This is a genomic window from Algoriphagus marinus (assembly GCF_001936475.1).
Lineage (GTDB): Bacteria > Bacteroidota > Bacteroidia > Cytophagales > Cyclobacteriaceae > Algoriphagus > Algoriphagus marinus.
The window spans coordinates 107,151-126,591 of record NZ_MSPQ01000012.1 but is presented as its reverse complement, the minus strand read 5'-3'; the positions used below and the strand labels follow the sequence as shown (position 1 = coordinate 126,591).

Sequence of the window (19,441 nt, the reverse complement as noted above, 5' to 3'; positions counted from 1 at the left end):
GAAGAAAAACTAAATGCGCTCTATTTCACATTAGTAGGCCGTCCAACCTCCGTCAGCAGTCAGCACTTCCCCATTTACAAAAGAAGAATCATCGGTGGCCAGAAACAGGGCAACTTTTGCAATCTCATCAGATTCTCCCATACGCGGCATGGATCCAGCACCTGAGCTACAAAGCGCCGCTCCTTCTTCATCAGGCACCGCATTTTTCATGATATTGGTATTGACTCCGCCAGGGGCAATAACATTGCTTCGAATTCCCTTTTTAGCATACATGAATCCAATATTTCCACTCATCCCTACCAAAGCATGCTTGGAAGTGGTATAGGCTAATCCAGCTCTTCCACCATGGGTTCCTCCTACTGAAGAAACATGGATCATCACTCCTTTCCCTTGCTTTAACATCTGAGCAATAGCTTCTCTAGAAGTATAAAAAGGTCCGTTGATATTTACCCCCATCACTTTGGTCCAAAGCTCATCAGTAACTTTATCCAAAGGAGTGAAATTGTCCATGATTCCGGCATTATTGACCAGGACATCTATGGAACCAAATTCCAAAATGGCTGCATGAATCATTTTTTTTACCTGTGCTTCATCGGAAACATCACATTTCAATCCTATAGCATGTCCACCTTCCATTCTGATCATTTCAGCCACGCCCATGGCATCATCTGGGTTGAGATCCACTGCTACCACTTTTGCTCCATTTAAAGCGAAAAGTCTAGCGATGGCTCTTCCCATTCCTGATGCTGCTCCCGTTACTATTGCAGTTTTATTTTCCAGCTTTTTCATTGTCCTGAGGTTTATTTTTTGGTTTCGGCTTCAATCATATTTTCAATTCCTTTAAGCAAAGCATCCGCATTAAAGGAAATACTGTCAATCCCCTGAGCTATCAGAAATTTCGCGAAGGAAGGATCATCACTAGGCGCTTGCCCACACAGTCCTATTTTCTTTCCATTTGCTTTTGCTGCACGGATCACTTCCGAAATCATCCATTTGACTGCCGGATTGCTCTCATCAAAAAGCTCACTTAATACTTCCGAATCCCGGTCTACACCGAGCGTAAGCTGTGTCAGATCATTGGACCCAATGGAAAACCCATCAAAAATCTCCGCAAATTCCTTTGCCAAAATCACATTGGAAGGGATTTCTGCCATCACATAGATTTCTAATCCATTTTCGCCTTGCTTAATCCCCTGCTCTTTGAGAATCTCAATTACCTTTTTCCCCTCCTCAGGAGTTCGGCAAAAAGGAATCATAATTTTTAGATTTTCCAACCCCATGTCATCACGTACTCTTTTTACGGCTTGGCATTCTAAGGCAAATCCTTCCTTGTAGCGCTCATGGTAGTAGCGGGAAGCACCTCGAAATCCCAGCATGGGATTTTCTTCATCCATTTCAAATTGATGACCACCCAGCAAATTGGCGTATTCATTTGATTTGAAATCACTCATTCTGAGGATCACATCCTTAGGATAAAAAGCTGCTGATATAGTTGCAATAGCCTGAGAAAGCTTGTCCACAAAGTATTCTTTCTTTTCTGAATATCCCTTGCACAAGTCTTCGATCTGTGCTTTCTCCTCCTGATTCTCGAGCTGGTCAAAATGCACCAAAGCCATAGGATGAATACGAATACTACTATTCACTACAAACTCCATCCGCATCAACCCTACACCTTGATTTGGAAAAAAAGAAAGGTTAAATGCTTTATCCGGATCTGCCAGAATAAACATGGGCTTAGTCTTTGGAAGTTCTAAACCATGAAAATCATGTTCGGTAGTGGTCCATTCCAACTTTCCTTCATACACTTTTCCCATTTTCCCGGAAGAATTATCAATGGTAACTACATCTCCATTCTTGAGAGTTTCCAAAGCTCCCTCTGCACCTACAATCGCCAAAGCTCCTACTTCTCGAGCTACTATAGCAGCATGACTGGTTCGGCCACCTTTTGTGGTAATGATCGCTCCGGCCTTTTTCATAACAGGATCCCAATCCGGATTAGTTACCTCTGTGACCAGGATATCCCCCTCTTCCAATAGATCAGCTTCGGTGGGAGACATAATGATTTTTACTTTTCCGGAGGTAATTCCAGCTCCGATGGCATAACCTGTACTGAGTAGTTTACCTTTTCCCACCAAGTCAAATTCTTTTAGCAGATATGGATCTTTATCCGCATGTATCGTTTCCGGTCTGGCCTGCACGATAAAAAGTTCTTCGGTAATTCCATCCTTTGCCCATTCGATGTCCATGGGAAGTTTGTAATGCTTCTCAATTTCAACAGACCATTTCCCCAAAGTTTCCACTTCATTATCGCTTAGCGTGAGCGCTCTTTGTTTGTCTAGAGGAGTATCCAAATTGACCACACCACCGGAATCCGAATACACCATTGTTTTCGTCTTCGATCCTGCCTTTTTAGAAATAACCGCTTTTTTCCCTTTTTCAAGACTTGGCTTAAACACCAAATACTCATCCGGTATAACTGCTCCCTGAACAATATTCTCTCCAAGCCCCCAGCAACCTGTTACCAGCACGGAATTAGTAAAACCGGATTCAGGATCGATGGAAAAACACACCCCGCTGCTTGCTTTGTCTGCCCTTACCATTAGCTGCACCCCTACAGAAAGAGCTATTTCATGTTTGTCAAATCCTTTATCATGGCGGTACTTTATCGCCCTACCATTGTACATGGAGGCAAAACAAGAACGAACAGCTTTTAACAAAGCTTTTTCGCCATTAATATTTAAAAATGACTCATGTAATCCAGCAAAACTCGCCCCGGGAAGGTCTTCTGCAGTTGCGCTGCTTCTTACTGCCACATCAGGATCCGGACGATTTGCTCCACCCAGAGAATTATAGGATTGAATGATTTCCTTGGTCAGTTTTTCCGGGATTTCTCCTTTAAGAATAAGAGATTTAATTCCATCCGATACTTCCCGAAGATTCGAAAAAGTCTTGAGTTCCAGCTTTGCTAATTGATCTTGGATCGCTTGCTTAAGATTGTTTTCTTCAATAAATAGCCTAAAACCCGTTGAGGTAACTGCAAATCCATTGGGGATCCGAATACCCAAGGGAGTTAGTTTTTGATACATTTCTCCCAAAGAGGCATTCTTTCCGCCAACTTTTGGGACATCCTCTATTCCGATTTTTCCAAATGAAATCACCAAATTATCCATACAGTTTTTTGAGATTAGTCTAAGTTTTGAGAATAGCCCAATTTAGCCAATAGACCTTGCTTTAAGCATGATTCATTTGAGGTAAAATGATGATAATAATCATTTTATCCTCCTTAGATCGCTATCCTAAGCATGGAATCAGAACTATAAACTCAGCCTAGTTTTACTTATTTGATCAGAAGTTTTCATTTTCAAAAATGAAATGCCCATATCGAGCGGTCGACTCACAGGGGAATGTCCCGATAAATATCGGGATCAGGGCATTCTCCCGATTCTCGGTACAGGCTATATGACCATTAAAAAAACAATTATAGACCGATGAAAAAGGAAAAGAGTTGGAATGTCCTAGAACACCCCGATAATAGATGAGAAATGGACTTAGAAACCGCTAAAGTCTCCGAAAACTTTGAAGGAAAAAGAACTGATCGGAAAAAATATGGAGACCGATAACTTCAATTTTGGTGAGAATCAATTTTTCAGGTCAAAAACATAAAAACTGATTTCACCTTTTTAGTTTAGCCAAAAGGCGATGAATAAATTTCATCTTTTCCACCACTCCTTGGCTAATGACAAATGGATAAACATCCGGAACACCCATAGCTCGATTGATGCTATTGACGGCAAAAGAAAGCGGAACACAAGTTTCTACAATCGTCTGAAAATCAGACTCTGAATAAGGATCAAAACTCACATTTGCTTCCATTCCTTTCAAAGTCTCCGAAGGGTCAACCTTCACCCCGAAAAAGTGTGCGGTCTCCACCATATCCATAATATGAAGGTAATGCGCCCAAGTCTCAGCCCAATCTTCCCAAGCATGCGCAGTAGCATACTTACTGATAAAAGAATCCTGCCAATTATCTGGAGCTCCATTTTTGTAATAGGATTTCAGCGATTCTCCATAAGAGGCTCTCTCATCCCCGAAAATCGCTCTAAATTCTGCCAAAACTTCCGGATCCGTGTAGACCAATCGATCCCAAAAATAATGTCCCACTTCATGTCTTAAGTGACCAATCAAGGTTCGATAGGGCTCCAAAAGCTGCATCCGCATCTGCTCTCGAAGGACAGAGTCTGCCTCACGTAGAAGAATAGTAATCACGCCATTGGCATGTCCGGTCATCAATTGGGAATTGGCTTGGCGAGACACAAAATCAAAACAAAGTCCGTTAGCATCTTTCAATTTGCTGGGCAAGGGTAAACCGATCTTTTGCAATTGATAAATTAATCGGTGCTTCGCAACTTCAAGGTTTTTCCATTTTGGGAAATTCTGCTCATCTGAAAGATTAGGGATCGTACGATTGAGCTGGCAGGCGGTGCAAAAGTTGGAGGAGGATTCGATCGGGATCAACCAATTGCAGACATCATGCTGATGATTTCTACAAAACTTATATTCAAGCTGTTCTCGGTCCGAAATCAATCGATCTGAATCTGCATCAAAAGTAAGCATCTGTCGATCTGAATCGCGGTAACCAGATTTGTGTCCACAATTTCCGCAGGAATAGCTTTCAAAAAATAAAGGATGATGGCAGTATCCGCATTGGAAAATCTTCATAAAATCGCTTGAATGGAGACCAAAGATGGTGGAATTATAGTTCCAAATCTATTTTGATTTTGTATTCGCTTTTGAAAATCGAACTACAAAAAGTAAGAATTCTGGATTAATGAGGTTCATACAAGAGTTGTATGCAATTTGATGAAATAGGGATTCCTCAAAATTACTTTTGTGAAACAATTCAATTTCCCGAACTTCTAGGCTGCATAAACAACCCAAAGTAATTATGAATAGAAGACCTTTTTTGAAAAGCCTCACAACACTCACCGGAGTCCTTTCTGGTTTTAGTCTAACAGGTATAGCAGCCACATTTTCTGAAAAAGAAAAATCTTCGAAACTTATTTCAGATTTTCAGGAAGTTCAGCCAGTTTTCAAATTCATCACCGCGTCCGATGGTCATTATGGTCAGCCAAACACCGATTTTGAGACTTCTCATCAGAATCTAATCACTGCGATTGGCCGTGAATCTGATGTGGACTTTGTCGTCTTTAATGGTGATTTGATCCATGATGACCCCATGCTCATGCCGGAAGTCAAGAAGGTTTATGATCAACTAACCCTGCCTTACTATGTGGTAAAGGGAAATCATGATCGAGTTTCGGAATCCAGATGGCAAGAAATCTGGGGACAACCGGCAGACTACTTTTTCCCTTTCAATTCAAAACAAGGCATCTTGATTCTCAACTCGTCCAATGAAGCGGGAGATTATCGCTGTGTGGATCTGGAATTTTTGAGACTGGGTTTGGAAGAAAGCAGCAAGCTAGAGCAGGTGTTTATTTTTATTCATATCTCCCAAAATGATTGGACAAGACATGGCGTAGATTGCCTGGAAGTTTTGGATCTAATTGCGAGCTATCCGAATGTCAAAGCAATTTTTCATGGGCATGATCACGATGTGGATGGATTGATGTGGGATCAGAAAAAACCTTATTTCTGGTCTGGTCACTTTGGAGGAAACTGGGGCAATCCCTTTCCAAGCTATAGAGTTTGCCAAGTGGATGAATCCGGCAAAGTAACTACTGCATTAAAGCGTGTGTCTGATGGGCAGATTTTGAATGCGCACTCCATCTAATCTTACAAGTAATTGCTGTTTTTTTCTTGGAAAAATCCGCTAAAAACCCAATTAAGACTATGAATTCATCTAAACTCCTTTCCATTGCACTTTTAGTTTTCCTGCTGTCAAATTGTTCTACAAAGCCTGAGGAAGAAAATAAACAGCCCAATATTCTCTTCATTCTAGTAGATGATCTGGGTTACTCAGATGTGGGTTTTATGGGTTCGGATTTTTACGAAACTCCCAATCTCGATAGACTTGCCGCTAAGGGAATGATCTTTACCAATGGCTATGCAGCAAGTGCAGTTTGCAGTCCTTCGCGAGCCAGCATTTTAACCGGGAAATTTGTAGCTAGTCATGGCATTACAGATTGGATCGGTGCACCTGAGGGCGAAGATTGGCGAAAATACAATCGCCATTCCAAGTTGCTTCCTGCATCTTACGAGCATGCTTTGCCTCAAGAATTGAACACCATCCCAGAAGCTTTACAAGCTGTTGGGTATAAGACCTTTTTCGTAGGAAAATGGCATTTGGGTGGAGAAGAGAATAATTCCCTCCCAACAGATCACGGTTTTGAAATCAATAAAGGAGGGTTTCATGTCGGTAGTCCAGCAGGAGGACGTTATTTCTCTCCATTTTCAAATCCTTATCTCGAGGATTTTCCTGAAGAAAAAGGAACAAATCTTCAGATGCGTCTCGCCCGAGAAACAAATGCCTTTATCGAGCAAAACAAGGATCAAAAGTTTCTGGCTTATTTAAGCTTTTATGCGGTGCATGGACCCATTCAAACTACTGAAGAGCGTTGGGCAAAGTATCAGACAAAAGCTGAAGCAAAAGGAATTGACTCTATCGGCTTTGAAATGGAACGTGTGCTTCCAGACAGAAAGCATCAAGACAATCCAGTTTATGCAGGACTAATCGAACAAATGGACGAAGCGGTAGGATCAGTGATTTCAAAATTGGAGGAATTGGGTTTGATGGAAAATACCATTATCGTATTCACTTCGGATAATGGCGGAGTCGTTTCCGGCGATAATTATTCCACCAATCTGGATCCTCTCCGAGGGGGCAAAGGCTATCAGTGGGAAGGCGGAACACGAGTTCCTTATTTGATTTATGTGCCTTGGTTGGACAGCAAGGGCAAGAAAAATGACAGTCCTGTTTCAGGAGTGGACTTTTTGCCGACGCTCTTGGATTATGCCGGAGCGAAAGTTTCAGCAGAATCAATCGATGGAAAAAGTCTGAGAACCATCCTTGAAGGCGGAAATCTGGAGGAGCGATCACTATTTTGGCACTATCCACACTATGGAAATCAAGGTGGCGAACCCAACGCAGCGATTCGAAAAGGAGATTGGAAATTGATTCATTATTGGGAAGATGGGCATCAGGAGCTTTATCATTTGTCTGAAGATATCGGGGAACTCAATGACTTGTCTGTCCAAAATCCAGGTAAGGTTTCTGAGCTTTCGCAAGAACTGATGTCATGGCTTCAAAAAAGTGAGGCTAATTATGCCAGTCCGGATCCGATCTATTCCGCTGATTCAGCTGCTTTGGTTAACCTTCGCTACCGCACTTCGCTTTTGAATCGGCTGGAAGATGAGCGTAGAAAAATGCTCTCCCGAGATTTCAAACCTAATGTGGATTGGTGGGGAAGTAAAACGATAGATTGAGAAAACTATCGTCCTTTCATCAAAAACTACTGAGTTTTAAATCCTTCCGATAAGAATCTTTTTATATTGGTTTGAGCTTTTTAGAAATGATCAACCCAACTGCATATGAAGTACCGACAGCTCGGTAAAACAGGTTTAGAAGTTTCCATTCTTGGCTTTGGCGCCTCTCCTTTGGGAAATGTATTTGACGTTTGCGAAGAAACTGAAGGCATTCGATCGGTTCATTATTCAATCGATCATGGGGTGAATTTCTTTGATGTCTCTCCATTTTACGGATTGACTTTAGCAGAAACACGATTGGGAAAGGCATTGGAGGGAAAGCGGAAAGACATTATTCTCGCTACAAAATGTGGGCGCTATGATTTACAGGATTTTGATTTTTCCAGAGATCGAATTTTAAAAAGCATCGACGAATCTCTTTCCCGACTGAAAACCGATTATGTGGATCTATTTCAGCTTCATGACATTGAGTTTGTAGACAAAAATCAAATTACCGACATCGCGATCCCGGCGATTCGGGAAGTTCAGCAATCCGGTAAAGCCAGATTTATTGGAATCACTGGTTTGCCTGTTCGGTATCTAGCTCAGCTAGCAAGGGAAGTAGAACTTGATACGGTACTTTCTTGGGCGCACTACAATTTACTGGAGGATGAGATTAACGATGAGCTCGTACCACTTTCGAAGGAAAAAGGCTTTGGCCTGATGAATGCCGCCCCACTCATGCAGCGGATCCTTTCGTCAGAACCTTTACCAGCTTGGCATAGATCTCCAGATGAGGTAAAAGCCATGCAGCCCATTTTAGTTGCGATCTGTGAAAAATACGGAGTATCGCTTCCGCAAGTGGCCTTGCGATTTGCGATGGGGCATCCGGATATAGCCACGACAATTGTAGGAATGAATTCTCTGAAAACTATTCAGGAGAATGTGGCAGCAGTGGATTTTCAAATTCCTCAGGGACTCTTGGAAGAAATTGAAACCTTGCTCGCCCCTGTGAAAAACAAAATGTGGTTTGAAGGAAAGGCGGAGAATAATTTATGAGGCGTCAACTGTCCACAGACCACAGTCCACGGCTATGAATTTGCAGTGTACGGTTGACAGTAGACCGAATTGAATACTGATTTTTAAATGAATCTTAACCCCAAACCTATGAAAGCATTAGTCCTTACTGAAATCGGGAAATCCGAAATTCAAGAAATTGAAAAACCAATTCCAAAGTCTGGGGAAATCCTTCTTAAAGTCGGAATGGTTGGGTTTTGCGGTGGGGACATGAATAGCTTTAAAGGTCTTTTTCCTCTTCAGGAATATCCAAATATTTTGGGTCATGAAGTGGGTGGCACCATCGAAAGCCTAGGTTCGGATGTGCCTAATCATATTCATGTTGGTGAAAAAGTGACCGTCTACCCCTACCTCGCCTGTGGAAAATGCATCGCCTGCCGCAAAAGACAAATCAACTCCTGCAAGGAAAATAAAACCATGGGTGTGCGTCGTCCAGGTGCCATGACTCGATACATCACTTTACCTTGGACGGATATTTTTCCTTCCTCAAAACTTTCTCTTCGAGAATTGGCCTTGGCCGAACCGTTGACAGTTGGCTTTCATGCCGTCGACCGAGGCCGAGTTTCTGAGCAAGACAATGTTGCAATTATTGGTTGTGGAATCGTCGGTTTAGGTGCGGTAGCTTCTGCAGTCAACCGAGGTGCAAAAGTAATAGCCGTAGATCTCGACGATAGCAAATTGGAAATTGCCAAAAAGATTGGAGTAGCTTATACCATCAATCCAAGCAAAGAAAACCTCCACGAAAAGCTTCAAGAATATACAAACGGCGATGGTCCGGACGTAATCATTGAAGCTGTTGGCAGTCCTCAAACTTATAGACAAGCAGTTGAAGAAGTCGCTTTCACTGGCCGAGTAGTCTGCATTGGCTACGCTAAAAAGGAGGTGGAATTCAATACTTCGCTTTTTGTCCAAAAGGAAATCGAGATTTTAGGTTCGCGAAATTGCATTGGAAAAAAAAATTTTCCTGAGGTCATCAGCTACCTCGAAAGGGGCAAATTCCCGGTGAATGAAGTTATTAGCAAAGTGATTTCCATAGATGAGGCTCCAGAAACACTAGCCAATTGGGCAGCAAATCCAGCTGGAATCATTAAAATTATGATTGACTTTGACCGATAAACCCATGATAAAATCCGCAGTAACTGTTGCCCTCGTTCCTCAAATCAAATCCGGTCCTTGGATTTTTTGGGAAAATCTGGAGCAAGCCATGGCAAAAGCCGAAAATCTAGGCTTTGATGGAATCGAGCTTTTCACTGCTGATGCCAATGCAATTGATTCGGAAGAATTGAGCTATTCGTTGAATATGCACAAGCTGGAATTAGCTGCTGTGGGAACGGGTGCTGGAAAAGTGATTCATGGTTTGACGCTAACCGATCCTAATCCAGAAATTCGAAAAAAGGCCATTTTTTTTATTTCTGAGATGATTTCATTTGGAGCCAAGTTTAATGCTCCGGCAATTATCGGATCGATGCAAGGAAATGTTTTAGCCGGAAATGATCGAGAATTGACGTTGAAATGGCTGGCTGAAGGATTGGAAATTCTAGGTAAAGAAGCAGAGAAGCAAGGAGTATTTCTGATCTATGAACCCTTGAATCGCTACGAAACAAATCTTTTTAATACGCTGGAATCTGGAGCTAGTTTTCTGGAAACATTGGAAACCAAAAATGTGAAATTACTGGCTGACCTTTTCCATATGAATATTGAAGAGGCTGATATCGCAAAGAGCATTTTGGAAAATGAAAAGCATATCGGACACATTCATTTCGCCGATAGCAATCGAAAACCAATTGGAATGGGACATACTGAGATGGAATCTGTCGCTGAGGCAATCAAAGCTATTAATTACGAAGGCTTCATCTCAGCAGAGGCTTTCCCCTTTCCTGATCCGGATGCTGCAGCGATTCAGACTTATCATTCATTTCAAAAGTATTTTCAATAAAAACTCATCGCTATCTGCGCACTAAATCTTAAAAAATGAAACGCTATTGCCTCACCCTTGACCTCATCGACGATCCGGAATCTGTTCGGATTTATGAAAATCACCATGCCGCTGGAAATGCCTGGCCGGAAGTCACTCAGCATGACAAGGATGCTGGAATATTGGATATGGAAATTTACCGCACGGGTAATCGGATGTTTATGATCATGGAAACAAAAGATGATTTTTCTTTGGAAGAAAAAGCCCTTCGGGATTCCAAAAGCCCAATTATCCAAAAATGGGAAGAACTGATGTGGACTTTTCAGCAACCTATCCCCTGGGCCAAACCCGGCGAAAAATGGGTGCTGATGGATCGAATCTTTAAATCCGGATCTTAATCTCTATTCCCTAATCCCTATTTCCTATTCCCTAATTTCCAATCTCCCCATCCCTTGAAAAATCTCTATTTCCTCCTCCTTGCTCTTTTAGCTTTTTCCTGTAGTTCTAAAGATAGCGCTCCAGAACTTCCTCGAATTGCCATCGCAGGATTAGCGATCGAATCCAGCACATTTTCTCCAGCGCTGACTGAGGAAGCAGCTTTTAAGGCACGAAGGGATTCTGCAGTCTTTAGCTTTTACCCCTTTTTAGCTGAAGACTCCATCGATCGAAAGCGAGCAACCTGGATCCCTACCCTGCGTGCGCATGCGCTACCCGGTGGCACGGTTACACGAGAAGCATACGAATCTTTGGTAAATGAAACCTTGGATCGATTGAAAGCAAATCTTCCTTATGATGGTTTATTTTTCGATATCCATGGCGCCATGAGCGTAGTTGGCTTGGATGATCCGGAAGGAGACTTTATCGTTCGGGTTCGGGAAGTTGTGGGCTTCGAAACGCTGATCTCTACCTCTATGGATTTACATGGAAACGTATCTCCTCGACTGGCAGAAAACTCTGATTTGATTACTTGCTATCGAATGGCACCGCATGAGGATGCGCTCGATTCCAAAAAGCGGGCAGTAGAAAACCTACTTGATCGACTGGAAAGCGGAAAAGGAAAACCTGCTTTCAAAGCTTGGATTCCTGTTCCGATTTTGCTTCCCGGTGAAAAGACCAGTACGCGGATCGAACCTGGAAAAGGGCTTTATGCTAAAATCCCAGCGTTGACAGAAAAGGAAGGCGTGATAGATGCAGCGATTTGGATGGGCTATCCTTGGGCCGACGAACCCCGAAATCATGGTGTGGTGATGGTCACCGGAGATGATGAAGCAGAAGTAAAAGCTGCGGCTGAGTATTTGGCCAAAAGCTATTGGGATGTTCGAAATGAATTTGAATTCGTTGCACCTGTAGCCACGCTGGATGAGAGTTTGGCGATGGCCTTAAAAAGCGATAAAAAGCCTTTTATGATTTCAGACATGGGTGACAATCCTACCGCAGGAGGTGCTGGAGATGTGACTTGGACTTTAAATGAAATTTTGAAAAGACCAGAATTCAAATCTCCGACTGGTCCTTCGGTAATTTATGCATCGATCCCAGGTCCAGACTTGGTTGAGAAGGCGATGGCGGCAGGAGTTGGAAATCAAGTAACTGGAATGGCTGGAGCGATGGTAGACAATCGTTTTGCACCGCCCTTGGAATTAACCGGAACGGTTGAAGCAATCTTAGAAGGCGACATCGATGCCGTAGTGGAAGTGGTAGTAAAAGTCGGTTCTGTACACGTGATCGTGACTCAAAAACGTAAGCCTTATCATAACGAGTCTGACTTCACCAATCTTGGTTTGGATCCTAGAAATACGAATATAGTCCTAGTGAAGATCGGCTACCTTGTTCCTGAACTTTACGATATGCGGGGAGATTGGATTATGGCTTTGACTCCAGGTGGAGTAGACCAGGATTTGGAGCGTCTAGGCTATAAACGCATCAATCGACCAATGTTTCCACTGGATCAAGAAATGGAAACTCCAGATTTAAGTGCTCGAATCATACCAGCTTCAGGTCAACTTAAATAGCTCATCAATACATTAAATAAAGATGCTGTTCTCAAGTGGAGCAGCATTTTTTTTTGCCTTAATTCTAATATAAAGTAAAAATTATGTTTTAATCATTTGATTAATTCATTTGAATAACATACTTTTGACCTGAAATAAAATTGATTCCAGAAATGTTAGAAAACAGAGCAGGCGAAATAGATCCAAATACAGAGTCCAAAATTAAGAACGCTGCTAGGCGTGTCTTTCATCAAAAAGGATTTTCAGCTACGAGGACTAGGGATATTGCTGAGGAGGCAGGAATAAATTTGGCTCTTCTTAATTATTATTTCAGAAGCAAAAAGAAGCTTTTTGAGATCATCATGTTTGAAACTATGTTCGGTTTTATGCAAAATATGCTGGTAGTTTTCAATGATGAAAAAACCAGCTTACTCGAAAAAACTGAATTAATGGCTGAAAAATATACTGAAATGATTCTCAAGGAGCCTCAGGTGCCTCTTTTTATTTTAAGTGAATTGAGGGATAATGCTTCAGACTTTTTAGAGAAACTTCCTATGGCCAATATAATAATGGAGTCAGTGTTCATTAAACAAATAAAAGATGAAATAGCGGCTGGAAACATTAAAGAGATCAATCCACTGCAATTTATTATCAACCTTTTGGGTCTTGTGATTTTTCCATTTGTAGCCAGTCCATTGATCTACAAAATTGGAAGTTTATCTACCAAAGATTTTGAATTACTGATGCAGGAGCGTAAAAAAATGATCCCAATTTGGATCAAATCGATGTTCTATAAATCGTAGTTTTTTTTGTGAAAAAATTAATCATTTGTTTAAAACAGAAAAATAAATCATATGAAATCGAGCATGACCCAAATTGACACACAGAGGGATGATTATAATCCATGCGAGATTCCATATGGCCTTTAAAAAATAAAATTATAATCATATGAATAAGAGGCTATTTATACTTGTGTTATTTCTTTTCTTTTTTGAAAGAAATGGCATTTCCCAATCCCTTTCTTTGGATAGTTGCCAAGCAAAAGCTCAAAAAGCTTATCCCCTAGTCAGAAAATATGACTTACTGGAAAGTTCAAAAGAGTACTCCTTAGCTAACGCTCAAAAGGGGTATTTACCTCAGGTAACTCTTACAGGATATTCTACTTACCAATCTGAGGTTTTTGCACTCCCATTTGTGATACCTGGAAATGAAATCGAGCCCCTCCGAAATGATCAACATAATATCTATGGGGAGGTGGTACAGCCTATTACGGGCTTATTTACTCAGAAAAACCAAAAGGTCCTTATTGATCAAAGCAATGAAGTCGAAAACCAAAGACTTGAAGTGGATTTGTATCAGATCAAAGACCGAGTCAATCAGCTATACTTTGGCATATTGCTAAACGATGAGCAAATAGCACAGTTGGAATTACTTAAAAAGGATATTCAAACAGGTATTGACAAGACTGAAGTCGCAATTGCAAATGGAATAGCGTTGAGGAGTAGTGCTGACATTTTAACGGTGGAGCTTTTGAAAGTCGATCAAAGAATTAGCGAGTTGCAGTCCAATAGAAAAGGCTTTGTGCAAATGCTTTCCCTATTTATCAATGAGCCAATTGATGAAAACACAAAATTCGAAACTCCTGCAAACGAAGACCCTATTTCTTTGATTAATCGGCCAGAATTGAGGCTTTTTGAATCTCAGCAACGAGCAATCGAGGCACAAAGTAGACTTATCGCTAATAAAACGCTCCCAAATTTTAGTCTTTTTTTTAGAGGTGGAGTCGGTGCGCCAGGCCTGAACATGCTTGACAACAGCGCTTCAGCTTATTACATCACGGGATTAAGACTTAGCTGGAATATTTCAAGCTTCTACACCAATAACAGAGAAAAAAGTATCCTCAAGCTGAATCAAGAGAGTGTTTTGGTACAGAAAGATGCTTTCCTTTTCAATACCAACCTCTCGATAAGTCAACAAGGTGTAGAAATCCAGAAAATGAAAAATCTGATTTCCTCGGACAATCAAATCATTCAAATGAGGGGGAGAATTAAAGAAACGACGAAAAATCAATTAGAAAACGGCACTGCTACTGCAAATGACTATCTCACTCAACTCAATGCAGAGGATCAGGCCAGACAGACTCAAATCTTGCATCGAATCCAACTCCTTCTCGCCCAATACAATCATAAAATTATAACCGGTAATTAATAGATAATCAAATCGAAAACAGGATAAAAAATGAATTCACTAAAAACAGCTCTTCTCGGTTTACTCGCTTCCCTTGTGATGATGTCCTGCACGGATGACACTGACAGTTTTGACGCATCAGGAACATTCGAAGCAGAAGAAGTAATTATTTCTTCTGAGGCAATTGGAGTATTAAAACAATTCAAAATTGATGAAGGACAAACTCTAGCTGCAGGTGAGTTTGTCGGATATGTCGACACTGTTCAACTCCATTTAAAACGCAAGCAAACTCAAGCACAGTATAACGCTCTATTAGGCAAAAAGCCAAATATAAATATTCAGTTGGCAGCACTTGAATCCCAATTGTCAACTGCAAGAAAAGAACGCCAAAGAATCAAAAACCTGGTCGAAGGTGATGCAGCTACGCAGAAGCAATTGGATGATATCGATGCAAGTATCGAGGTAATTCAAAGTCAAATTCGTGCTCAGAAGTCATCGCTTGAAATTACCCGGGATGGGATATCGAATGATGCAGACCCTCTATTCATACAGATAGAGCAAATCGATGATCAAATCGAAAAGAGCAAAATCATAAATCCCATAGCTGGGACTGTACTGGTGAAATATGCTCGTGAAAATGAAATGACCTCCACCGGAAAAGCCTTGTATAAGATTGCAGATTTATCCACTATGATTTTACGTGTCTATATCTCTGGAAACCAATTATCTCAAGTCAAATTAAATCAAAAGGTAAAAGTACTTACTGACGATGGTTCAGGTGGACTTAAAGAAACTGAAGGCATCATCTCATGGATCAATGATAAAGCTGAATTCACTCCAAAGACAATTCAAACAAAGGATGAAAGGGCCAATATGGTTTATGCCATAAAGGTGAATGTGATCAATGATGGTTTTTACAAAATCGGAATGTACGGAGAGGTCAAATTTTAAAAGGCATGCCTGAAGTTATTCTAGAAAATATCAGCAAATCTTACCAGGATGGAAAGGTAAAGGCAGTAAAGAATGTTTCCTTTTCAGTAGAAAAAGGAGAACTCTTTGGTCTCATTGGTCCGGATGGAGCAGGCAAGACAAGCCTATTCCGGGTTCTCACAACACTTCTTACACCAGATTCCGGAATAGCAACTGTATTTGGATGTGATGTAGTGAAGGACTATAAATCTATCCGTCAACATGTGGGCTATATGCCAGGAAAATTCTCCCTCTACCAAGACCTGACTGTGGAAGAAAATCTGAATTTCTTTGCAACCGTTTTTGGTACGACTATTCAGGAAAATTATGATCTGATCAAAGACATTTATGTTCAACTCGAACCATTTAAAAACAGACGAGCAGGCAAACTTTCCGGAGGAATGAAGCAGAAATTGGCTTTATGCTGCGCGTTGATTCATAGGCCAAAAATCCTGTTTTTAGATGAGCCTACCACAGGGGTAGACACCGTGTCCCGTAAAGAGTTCTGGGAAATGCTCCAGCGCCTCAAAAAGCAGGAAATTACAATTTTGGTTTCTACTCCTTATATGGATGAAGCCACGCTTTGCGAGCGAATAGCTCTGATCCAGGAAGGTGAGATCATGTCCATTAATACTCCTCAGGGGATTATCGAAGAGTACCCGAAAAAACTCTTTTCAATCAAATCATCAAATATGATTCAGCTTTTAGATGATTTAAGAAAATATGATTCGATTGATAGTTGCAACGCATTTGGAGAGTACCACCACATCAGCTTCAAGAGTGAAAACACAGAACTTGCCAAGAGTGAACTGACAACATATCTCAAAAGAGATCGAGATTACAAGGATTTAGTAATCAATGATATAAATCCTACGATTGAAGACTGCTTTATAAACTTGATGAATTGAAATGACAGCCGAAAAAGTAATATCAACAGACAGGCTCACCAAGAAATTTGGAGATTTCGTCGCTGCGGATGAGATCAGCTTTGACGTCTATAAGGGAGAGATTTTTGGTTTTTTAGGTGCCAATGGTGCCGGCAAAACTACGGCCATCCGAATGCTCTGCGGATTATCTACTCCTTCCTATGGAGAAGCTACCATAGCAGGCTTTGACATCTATAAAGAGACTGAGAAAATAAAAAAGAACATTGGCTACATGAGTCAAAAATTCTCTTTGTACGAAGACTTGACTGTATTGGAAAACATAAAATTCTTTGGAGGAATTTATGGCTTGTCCGATAAAGAACTAAAATCAAAAAGTAATCAGTTGATCGAAACCTTGGGTATGAGTGTAGAGGCAAAAAAACTTGTCGGAAGTCTACCTCTTGGCTGGAAACAAAAATTGGCTTTTTCTGTAGCGATTATCCATGACCCCAAAATAGTTTTTCTAGATGAGCCCACAGGAGGTGTTGATCCAGTTACACGAAGACAATTTTGGGATTTGATCTACAAAGCATCTTCTCAAGGCATTACCATTTTTGTGACCACACATTACATGGATGAGGCAGAATATTGCCACCGAATATCCATGATGGTAGACGGGAAAATCAAGGCTTTGGATACACCAACCAATCTTAAGGATCAATATCATGCTAATTCGATGGATGATGTTTTTTATGAATTAGCACGAGGAGCAAAACGAAAAGCAGACTAACCATGAAACAGTTCTTCACATTTGTAAGAAAAGAGTTTTACCACGTTTTTAGAGATCCAAAGACGCTGCTTTTGCTATTTGGAATGCCAATCGCACAGATCATTCTTTTTGGTTTTGCGCTCACAAACGAGGTGAAAAACTCCAAAATTGTCATTGCAGACTATGCCAAAGATGTAGCCTCTGAACGAATCATTGAAAAAATCGAAGCTACCAAAAGCTTTGAAATTGAACAGATTTTATTGAGCACCAAAGAGATCGAGGAGACATTCAAAAAAGGAAAAGTCAAATTGGCCATTGTATTCCCTGCCACTTTCAACAGCGACCTGAGCCATCAAAATAAAACTCAAGTACAAATCATAGCAGATGCTTCGGATCCAAATACTGCGACTACGCTGACCAATTATGCCCAAAGCATTATCATGAGTTATCAAAGAGAAGTTCAGGCTATGAACCGGGCTCCTCTGCAGATCAACACTGAAATAAGAATGATCTACAACCCAGAACTCAAGGGAGCCACCAATTTTGTACCCGGTGTTATGGCATTGGTATTACTGCTGATCTGTGTCCTGATGACCTCTGTTTCTATTGTAAAAGAGAAAGAAACCGGGACCATGGAGATCTTACTTGTATCTCCCATGAATCCGCTCTTGGTTATCGTTTCGAAAGCCGTTCCTTACTTCCTCCTTTCCATACTAAACCTGACCGTGATTTTGGTTTTAAGTATTACCATGATGGAAATGCCCATGAATGGGAATTTTCTACTCCTCTATTTTGCAAGTTCTTTACTCATTTTAGCCGCACTTTCATTAGGCTTATTAATATCTAATTCGACAAATACACAGCAAGAAGCTATGCTGATCTCCTTAATGGGTATGGTGATTCCAACGATGATGTTGACAGGCTTTCTCTTTCCATTGGAAAACATGCCCCTTCCTCTCCAGGTAATGGCCAATATTATGCCCTCAAAATGGTATTACATCATCGTGAAATCCATTATGATCAAGGGACTTGGTTTTGTTGCAATTTGGAAAGAGATGAGCATTCTTCTGGGGATGACAATCTTTCTACTTACCATGAGTTTCAAACGTTTTAAAATACGATTAGCATGAGAACCTTGAAGTTTCTACTCCAGAAAGAGTTCCGGCAAATCTTCAGAAATAAGATTATTCTGAGAATGATAATTGGCTTACCTATTATCCAACTTATTGTCATGCCTTTGGCCGCAGATTTTGAATTCAAAAACATCAATATCTCGGTGATAGACCACGACCGAAGTAGCTACTCTAAGCATCTCACCGATAAAATAATTGCCTCCGGATATTTTGTGCTTAATGATTATGGGAATTCATTCGATAAGTCCTTTGAGCAATTTCAGGAGGACAATGCAGATTTGATCATAGAAATTCCGAAAAATTTTGAGCTGGATCTAATCCGGGAAAATACAAATGAGCTATTTATTGCAGTCAATGCAATCAACGGCACAAAAGCTTCGGTAGGAAATGCCTACTTGAATCAAATCATCACTGATTTCAATCGAGAAATTAGGCTAAAAAACAGTACTCCTCCTCGACTTTCCCAAAGCTCCACTATAGAAATAGAAAATCTAAATTGGTTTAATCCATTTCTGAATTACCAGTCCTTTATGGTTCCCGGAATTTTGGTATTGCTCGTCACAATGGTCGGTGCATATATGTGTGCTTTGAATATTGTAAAAGAGAAAGAGGTGGGCACTATAGAGCAAATTAATGTCACGCCTATCAAGAAATTTCACTTCATACTCGGGAAATTAATACCATTTTGGGTCATTGGTATTTTCGTATTTACGCTCGGCCTCTTTGGGGTAGGGCGACTGGTTTATGACATTGTATCCTTGGGGTCACTGTTTACACTTTATGCTTTTTTATCAATTTACCTTATCGCCGTTCTCGGCATAGGTTTATTGATTTCTACATTTTCTAATAATCAGCAACAAGCCATGTCGGTAGCCTTCTTCTTTATGATCATTTTCATTTTGATGGGTGGCCTTTTTACCTCTATAGACAGCATGCCGGAATGGGCCCAATGGATCGCAGCTTTCAATCCCGTCACCTACTTTATTGATGTGATCCGATTGGTCATGTTAAAAGGAAGTGAGTTTAAAGACATCCAAAAACAATTTATAATCATCACAGTAATGGCATTCATCTTTAATACTTTGGCTGTCTATAATTATCGAAAAACTTCATAA

Annotated in this window: 17 protein-coding genes; 14 read left to right on the top strand and 3 right to left on the bottom strand. The window is 40.8% G+C overall.

Translation table 11 applies throughout. The annotated features are described in order from the left end of the window. Nucleotides 1-30: 30 nt before the first annotated feature. The 3 genes from BVC88_RS17320 to BVC88_RS17310 all read right to left on the bottom strand — a co-directional run bounded on the left by BVC88_RS17320 (nt 31) and on the right by BVC88_RS17310 (nt 4,719). A complete protein-coding gene (locus tag BVC88_RS17320; protein WP_075351979.1) occupies nt 31-789 on the bottom strand; it encodes a glucose 1-dehydrogenase in 759 nt (252 codons plus the stop codon). A gap of 11 nt (nt 790-800) precedes the next feature. Next, nucleotides 801-3,170 carry a phosphoenolpyruvate synthase gene (ppsA, locus tag BVC88_RS17315; RefSeq protein WP_075351978.1) on the bottom strand — a complete coding sequence of 790 codons (2,370 nt, stop codon included), beginning with the start codon at nt 3,168-3,170 and terminating at the stop codon, nt 801-803. A 502-nt stretch (nt 3,171-3,672) separates the two neighbouring features. Continuing rightward, on the bottom strand, nt 3,673-4,719 hold the full coding sequence (locus BVC88_RS17310) for a zinc-binding metallopeptidase family protein (RefSeq protein ID WP_075351977.1): 1,047 nt from the start codon (nt 4,717-4,719) through the stop codon (nt 3,673-3,675). Between the two features lie 226 nt (nt 4,720-4,945). Here BVC88_RS17310 and BVC88_RS17305 point away from each other — a divergent pair, with 226 nt between their 5' ends. From BVC88_RS17305 to BVC88_RS17240, 14 genes are all read left to right on the top strand, one after another. Next, nucleotides 4,946-5,791: a metallophosphoesterase family protein gene (locus BVC88_RS17305; protein ID WP_075351976.1), complete on the top strand. Its 846-nt coding sequence runs from the start codon at nt 4,946-4,948 to the stop codon at nt 5,789-5,791. A 59-nt stretch (nt 5,792-5,850) separates the two neighbouring features. Then, the gene (locus BVC88_RS17300) at nt 5,851-7,443 is read left to right on the top strand and encodes a sulfatase (RefSeq protein WP_075351975.1); all 1,593 of its coding nucleotides are present in this window, start codon (nt 5,851-5,853) and stop codon (nt 7,441-7,443) included. Between the two features lie 105 nt (nt 7,444-7,548). Then, nucleotides 7,549-8,481 carry an aldo/keto reductase gene (locus BVC88_RS17295; RefSeq protein WP_075351974.1) on the top strand — a complete coding sequence of 311 codons (933 nt, stop codon included), beginning with the start codon at nt 7,549-7,551 and terminating at the stop codon, nt 8,479-8,481. A 108-nt stretch (nt 8,482-8,589) separates the two neighbouring features. Further along, nucleotides 8,590-9,615, top strand: a complete 1,026-nt coding sequence (locus tag BVC88_RS17290) for a zinc-binding alcohol dehydrogenase family protein (RefSeq protein ID WP_075351973.1) — start codon at nt 8,590-8,592, stop codon at nt 9,613-9,615. 4 nt (nt 9,616-9,619) lie between these two features. Continuing rightward, the gene (locus BVC88_RS17285; RefSeq protein ID WP_075351972.1) at nt 9,620-10,435 is read left to right on the top strand and encodes a sugar phosphate isomerase/epimerase family protein; all 816 of its coding nucleotides are present in this window, start codon (nt 9,620-9,622) and stop codon (nt 10,433-10,435) included. Between the two features lie 35 nt (nt 10,436-10,470). Next, nucleotides 10,471-10,812 carry an L-rhamnose mutarotase gene (locus BVC88_RS17280; RefSeq protein ID WP_075351971.1) on the top strand — a complete coding sequence of 114 codons (342 nt, stop codon included), beginning with the start codon at nt 10,471-10,473 and terminating at the stop codon, nt 10,810-10,812. 54 nt (nt 10,813-10,866) lie between these two features. Further along, on the top strand, nt 10,867-12,423 hold the full coding sequence (locus BVC88_RS17275) for a M81 family metallopeptidase (RefSeq protein WP_075351970.1): 1,557 nt from the start codon (nt 10,867-10,869) through the stop codon (nt 12,421-12,423). Between the two features lie 152 nt (nt 12,424-12,575). Next, nucleotides 12,576-13,205 carry a TetR/AcrR family transcriptional regulator gene (locus BVC88_RS17270; RefSeq protein WP_075351969.1) on the top strand — a complete coding sequence of 210 codons (630 nt, stop codon included), beginning with the start codon at nt 12,576-12,578 and terminating at the stop codon, nt 13,203-13,205. A gap of 145 nt (nt 13,206-13,350) precedes the next feature. Beyond that, nucleotides 13,351-14,610, top strand: coding sequence for a TolC family protein (locus BVC88_RS17265; protein WP_075351968.1), 1,260 nt, complete (start codon nt 13,351-13,353; stop codon nt 14,608-14,610). Nucleotides 14,611-14,640: 30 nt separating this feature from the next. Continuing rightward, nucleotides 14,641-15,540, top strand: a complete 900-nt coding sequence (locus tag BVC88_RS17260; protein WP_075351967.1) for an HlyD family secretion protein — start codon at nt 14,641-14,643, stop codon at nt 15,538-15,540. A 5-nt stretch (nt 15,541-15,545) separates the two neighbouring features. Next, nucleotides 15,546-16,466, top strand: a complete 921-nt coding sequence (locus tag BVC88_RS17255) for an ABC transporter ATP-binding protein (RefSeq protein ID WP_075351966.1) — start codon at nt 15,546-15,548, stop codon at nt 16,464-16,466. A gap of 1 nt (nt 16,467) precedes the next feature. Beyond that, nucleotides 16,468-17,214 (top strand): ABC transporter ATP-binding protein, encoded by a 747-nt coding sequence (locus BVC88_RS17250; RefSeq protein WP_075351965.1) that lies wholly within the window; start codon nt 16,468-16,470, stop codon nt 17,212-17,214. Between the two features lie 2 nt (nt 17,215-17,216). Next, a complete protein-coding gene (locus BVC88_RS17245; protein ID WP_075351964.1) occupies nt 17,217-18,323 on the top strand; it encodes an ABC transporter permease in 1,107 nt (368 codons plus the stop codon). Continuing rightward, a complete protein-coding gene (locus tag BVC88_RS17240; protein WP_075351963.1) occupies nt 18,320-19,441 on the top strand; it encodes an ABC transporter permease in 1,122 nt (373 codons plus the stop codon). Before BVC88_RS17245 ends, BVC88_RS17240 begins: the two co-directional genes overlap by 4 nt.

Bases quoted from the DNA above. Each gene is read 5' to 3' on its own strand.
- BVC88_RS17250 (WP_075351965.1), top strand. From the start codon at position 16,468: ATGACAGCCGAAAAAGTAATATCAACAGACAGGCTCACCAAGAAATTT.
- BVC88_RS17245 (WP_075351964.1), top strand. From the start codon at position 17,217: ATGAAACAGTTCTTCACATTTGTAAGAAAAGAGTTTTACCACGTTTTT.
- ppsA (WP_075351978.1), bottom strand. From the start codon at position 3,170: ATGGATAATTTGGTGATTTCATTTGGAAAAATCGGAATAGAGGATGTC.
- BVC88_RS17270 (WP_075351969.1), top strand. From the start codon at position 12,576: ATGTTAGAAAACAGAGCAGGCGAAATAGATCCAAATACAGAGTCCAAA.
- BVC88_RS17265 (WP_075351968.1), top strand. From the start codon at position 13,351: ATGAATAAGAGGCTATTTATACTTGTGTTATTTCTTTTCTTTTTTGAA.
- BVC88_RS17280 (WP_075351971.1), top strand. From the start codon at position 10,471: ATGAAACGCTATTGCCTCACCCTTGACCTCATCGACGATCCGGAATCT.
- BVC88_RS17305 (WP_075351976.1), top strand. From the start codon at position 4,946: ATGAATAGAAGACCTTTTTTGAAAAGCCTCACAACACTCACCGGAGTC.
- BVC88_RS17320 (WP_075351979.1), bottom strand. From the start codon at position 789: ATGAAAAAGCTGGAAAATAAAACTGCAATAGTAACGGGAGCAGCATCA.
- BVC88_RS17310 (WP_075351977.1), bottom strand. From the start codon at position 4,719: ATGAAGATTTTCCAATGCGGATACTGCCATCATCCTTTATTTTTTGAA.
- BVC88_RS17295 (WP_075351974.1), top strand. From the start codon at position 7,549: ATGAAGTACCGACAGCTCGGTAAAACAGGTTTAGAAGTTTCCATTCTT.
- BVC88_RS17290 (WP_075351973.1), top strand. From the start codon at position 8,590: ATGAAAGCATTAGTCCTTACTGAAATCGGGAAATCCGAAATTCAAGAA.
- BVC88_RS17300 (WP_075351975.1), top strand. From the start codon at position 5,851: ATGAATTCATCTAAACTCCTTTCCATTGCACTTTTAGTTTTCCTGCTG.
- BVC88_RS17240 (WP_075351963.1), top strand. From the start codon at position 18,320: ATGAGAACCTTGAAGTTTCTACTCCAGAAAGAGTTCCGGCAAATCTTC.
- BVC88_RS17260 (WP_075351967.1), top strand. From the start codon at position 14,641: ATGAATTCACTAAAAACAGCTCTTCTCGGTTTACTCGCTTCCCTTGTG.
- BVC88_RS17255 (WP_075351966.1), top strand. From the start codon at position 15,546: ATGCCTGAAGTTATTCTAGAAAATATCAGCAAATCTTACCAGGATGGA.
- BVC88_RS17285 (WP_075351972.1), top strand. From the start codon at position 9,620: ATGATAAAATCCGCAGTAACTGTTGCCCTCGTTCCTCAAATCAAATCC.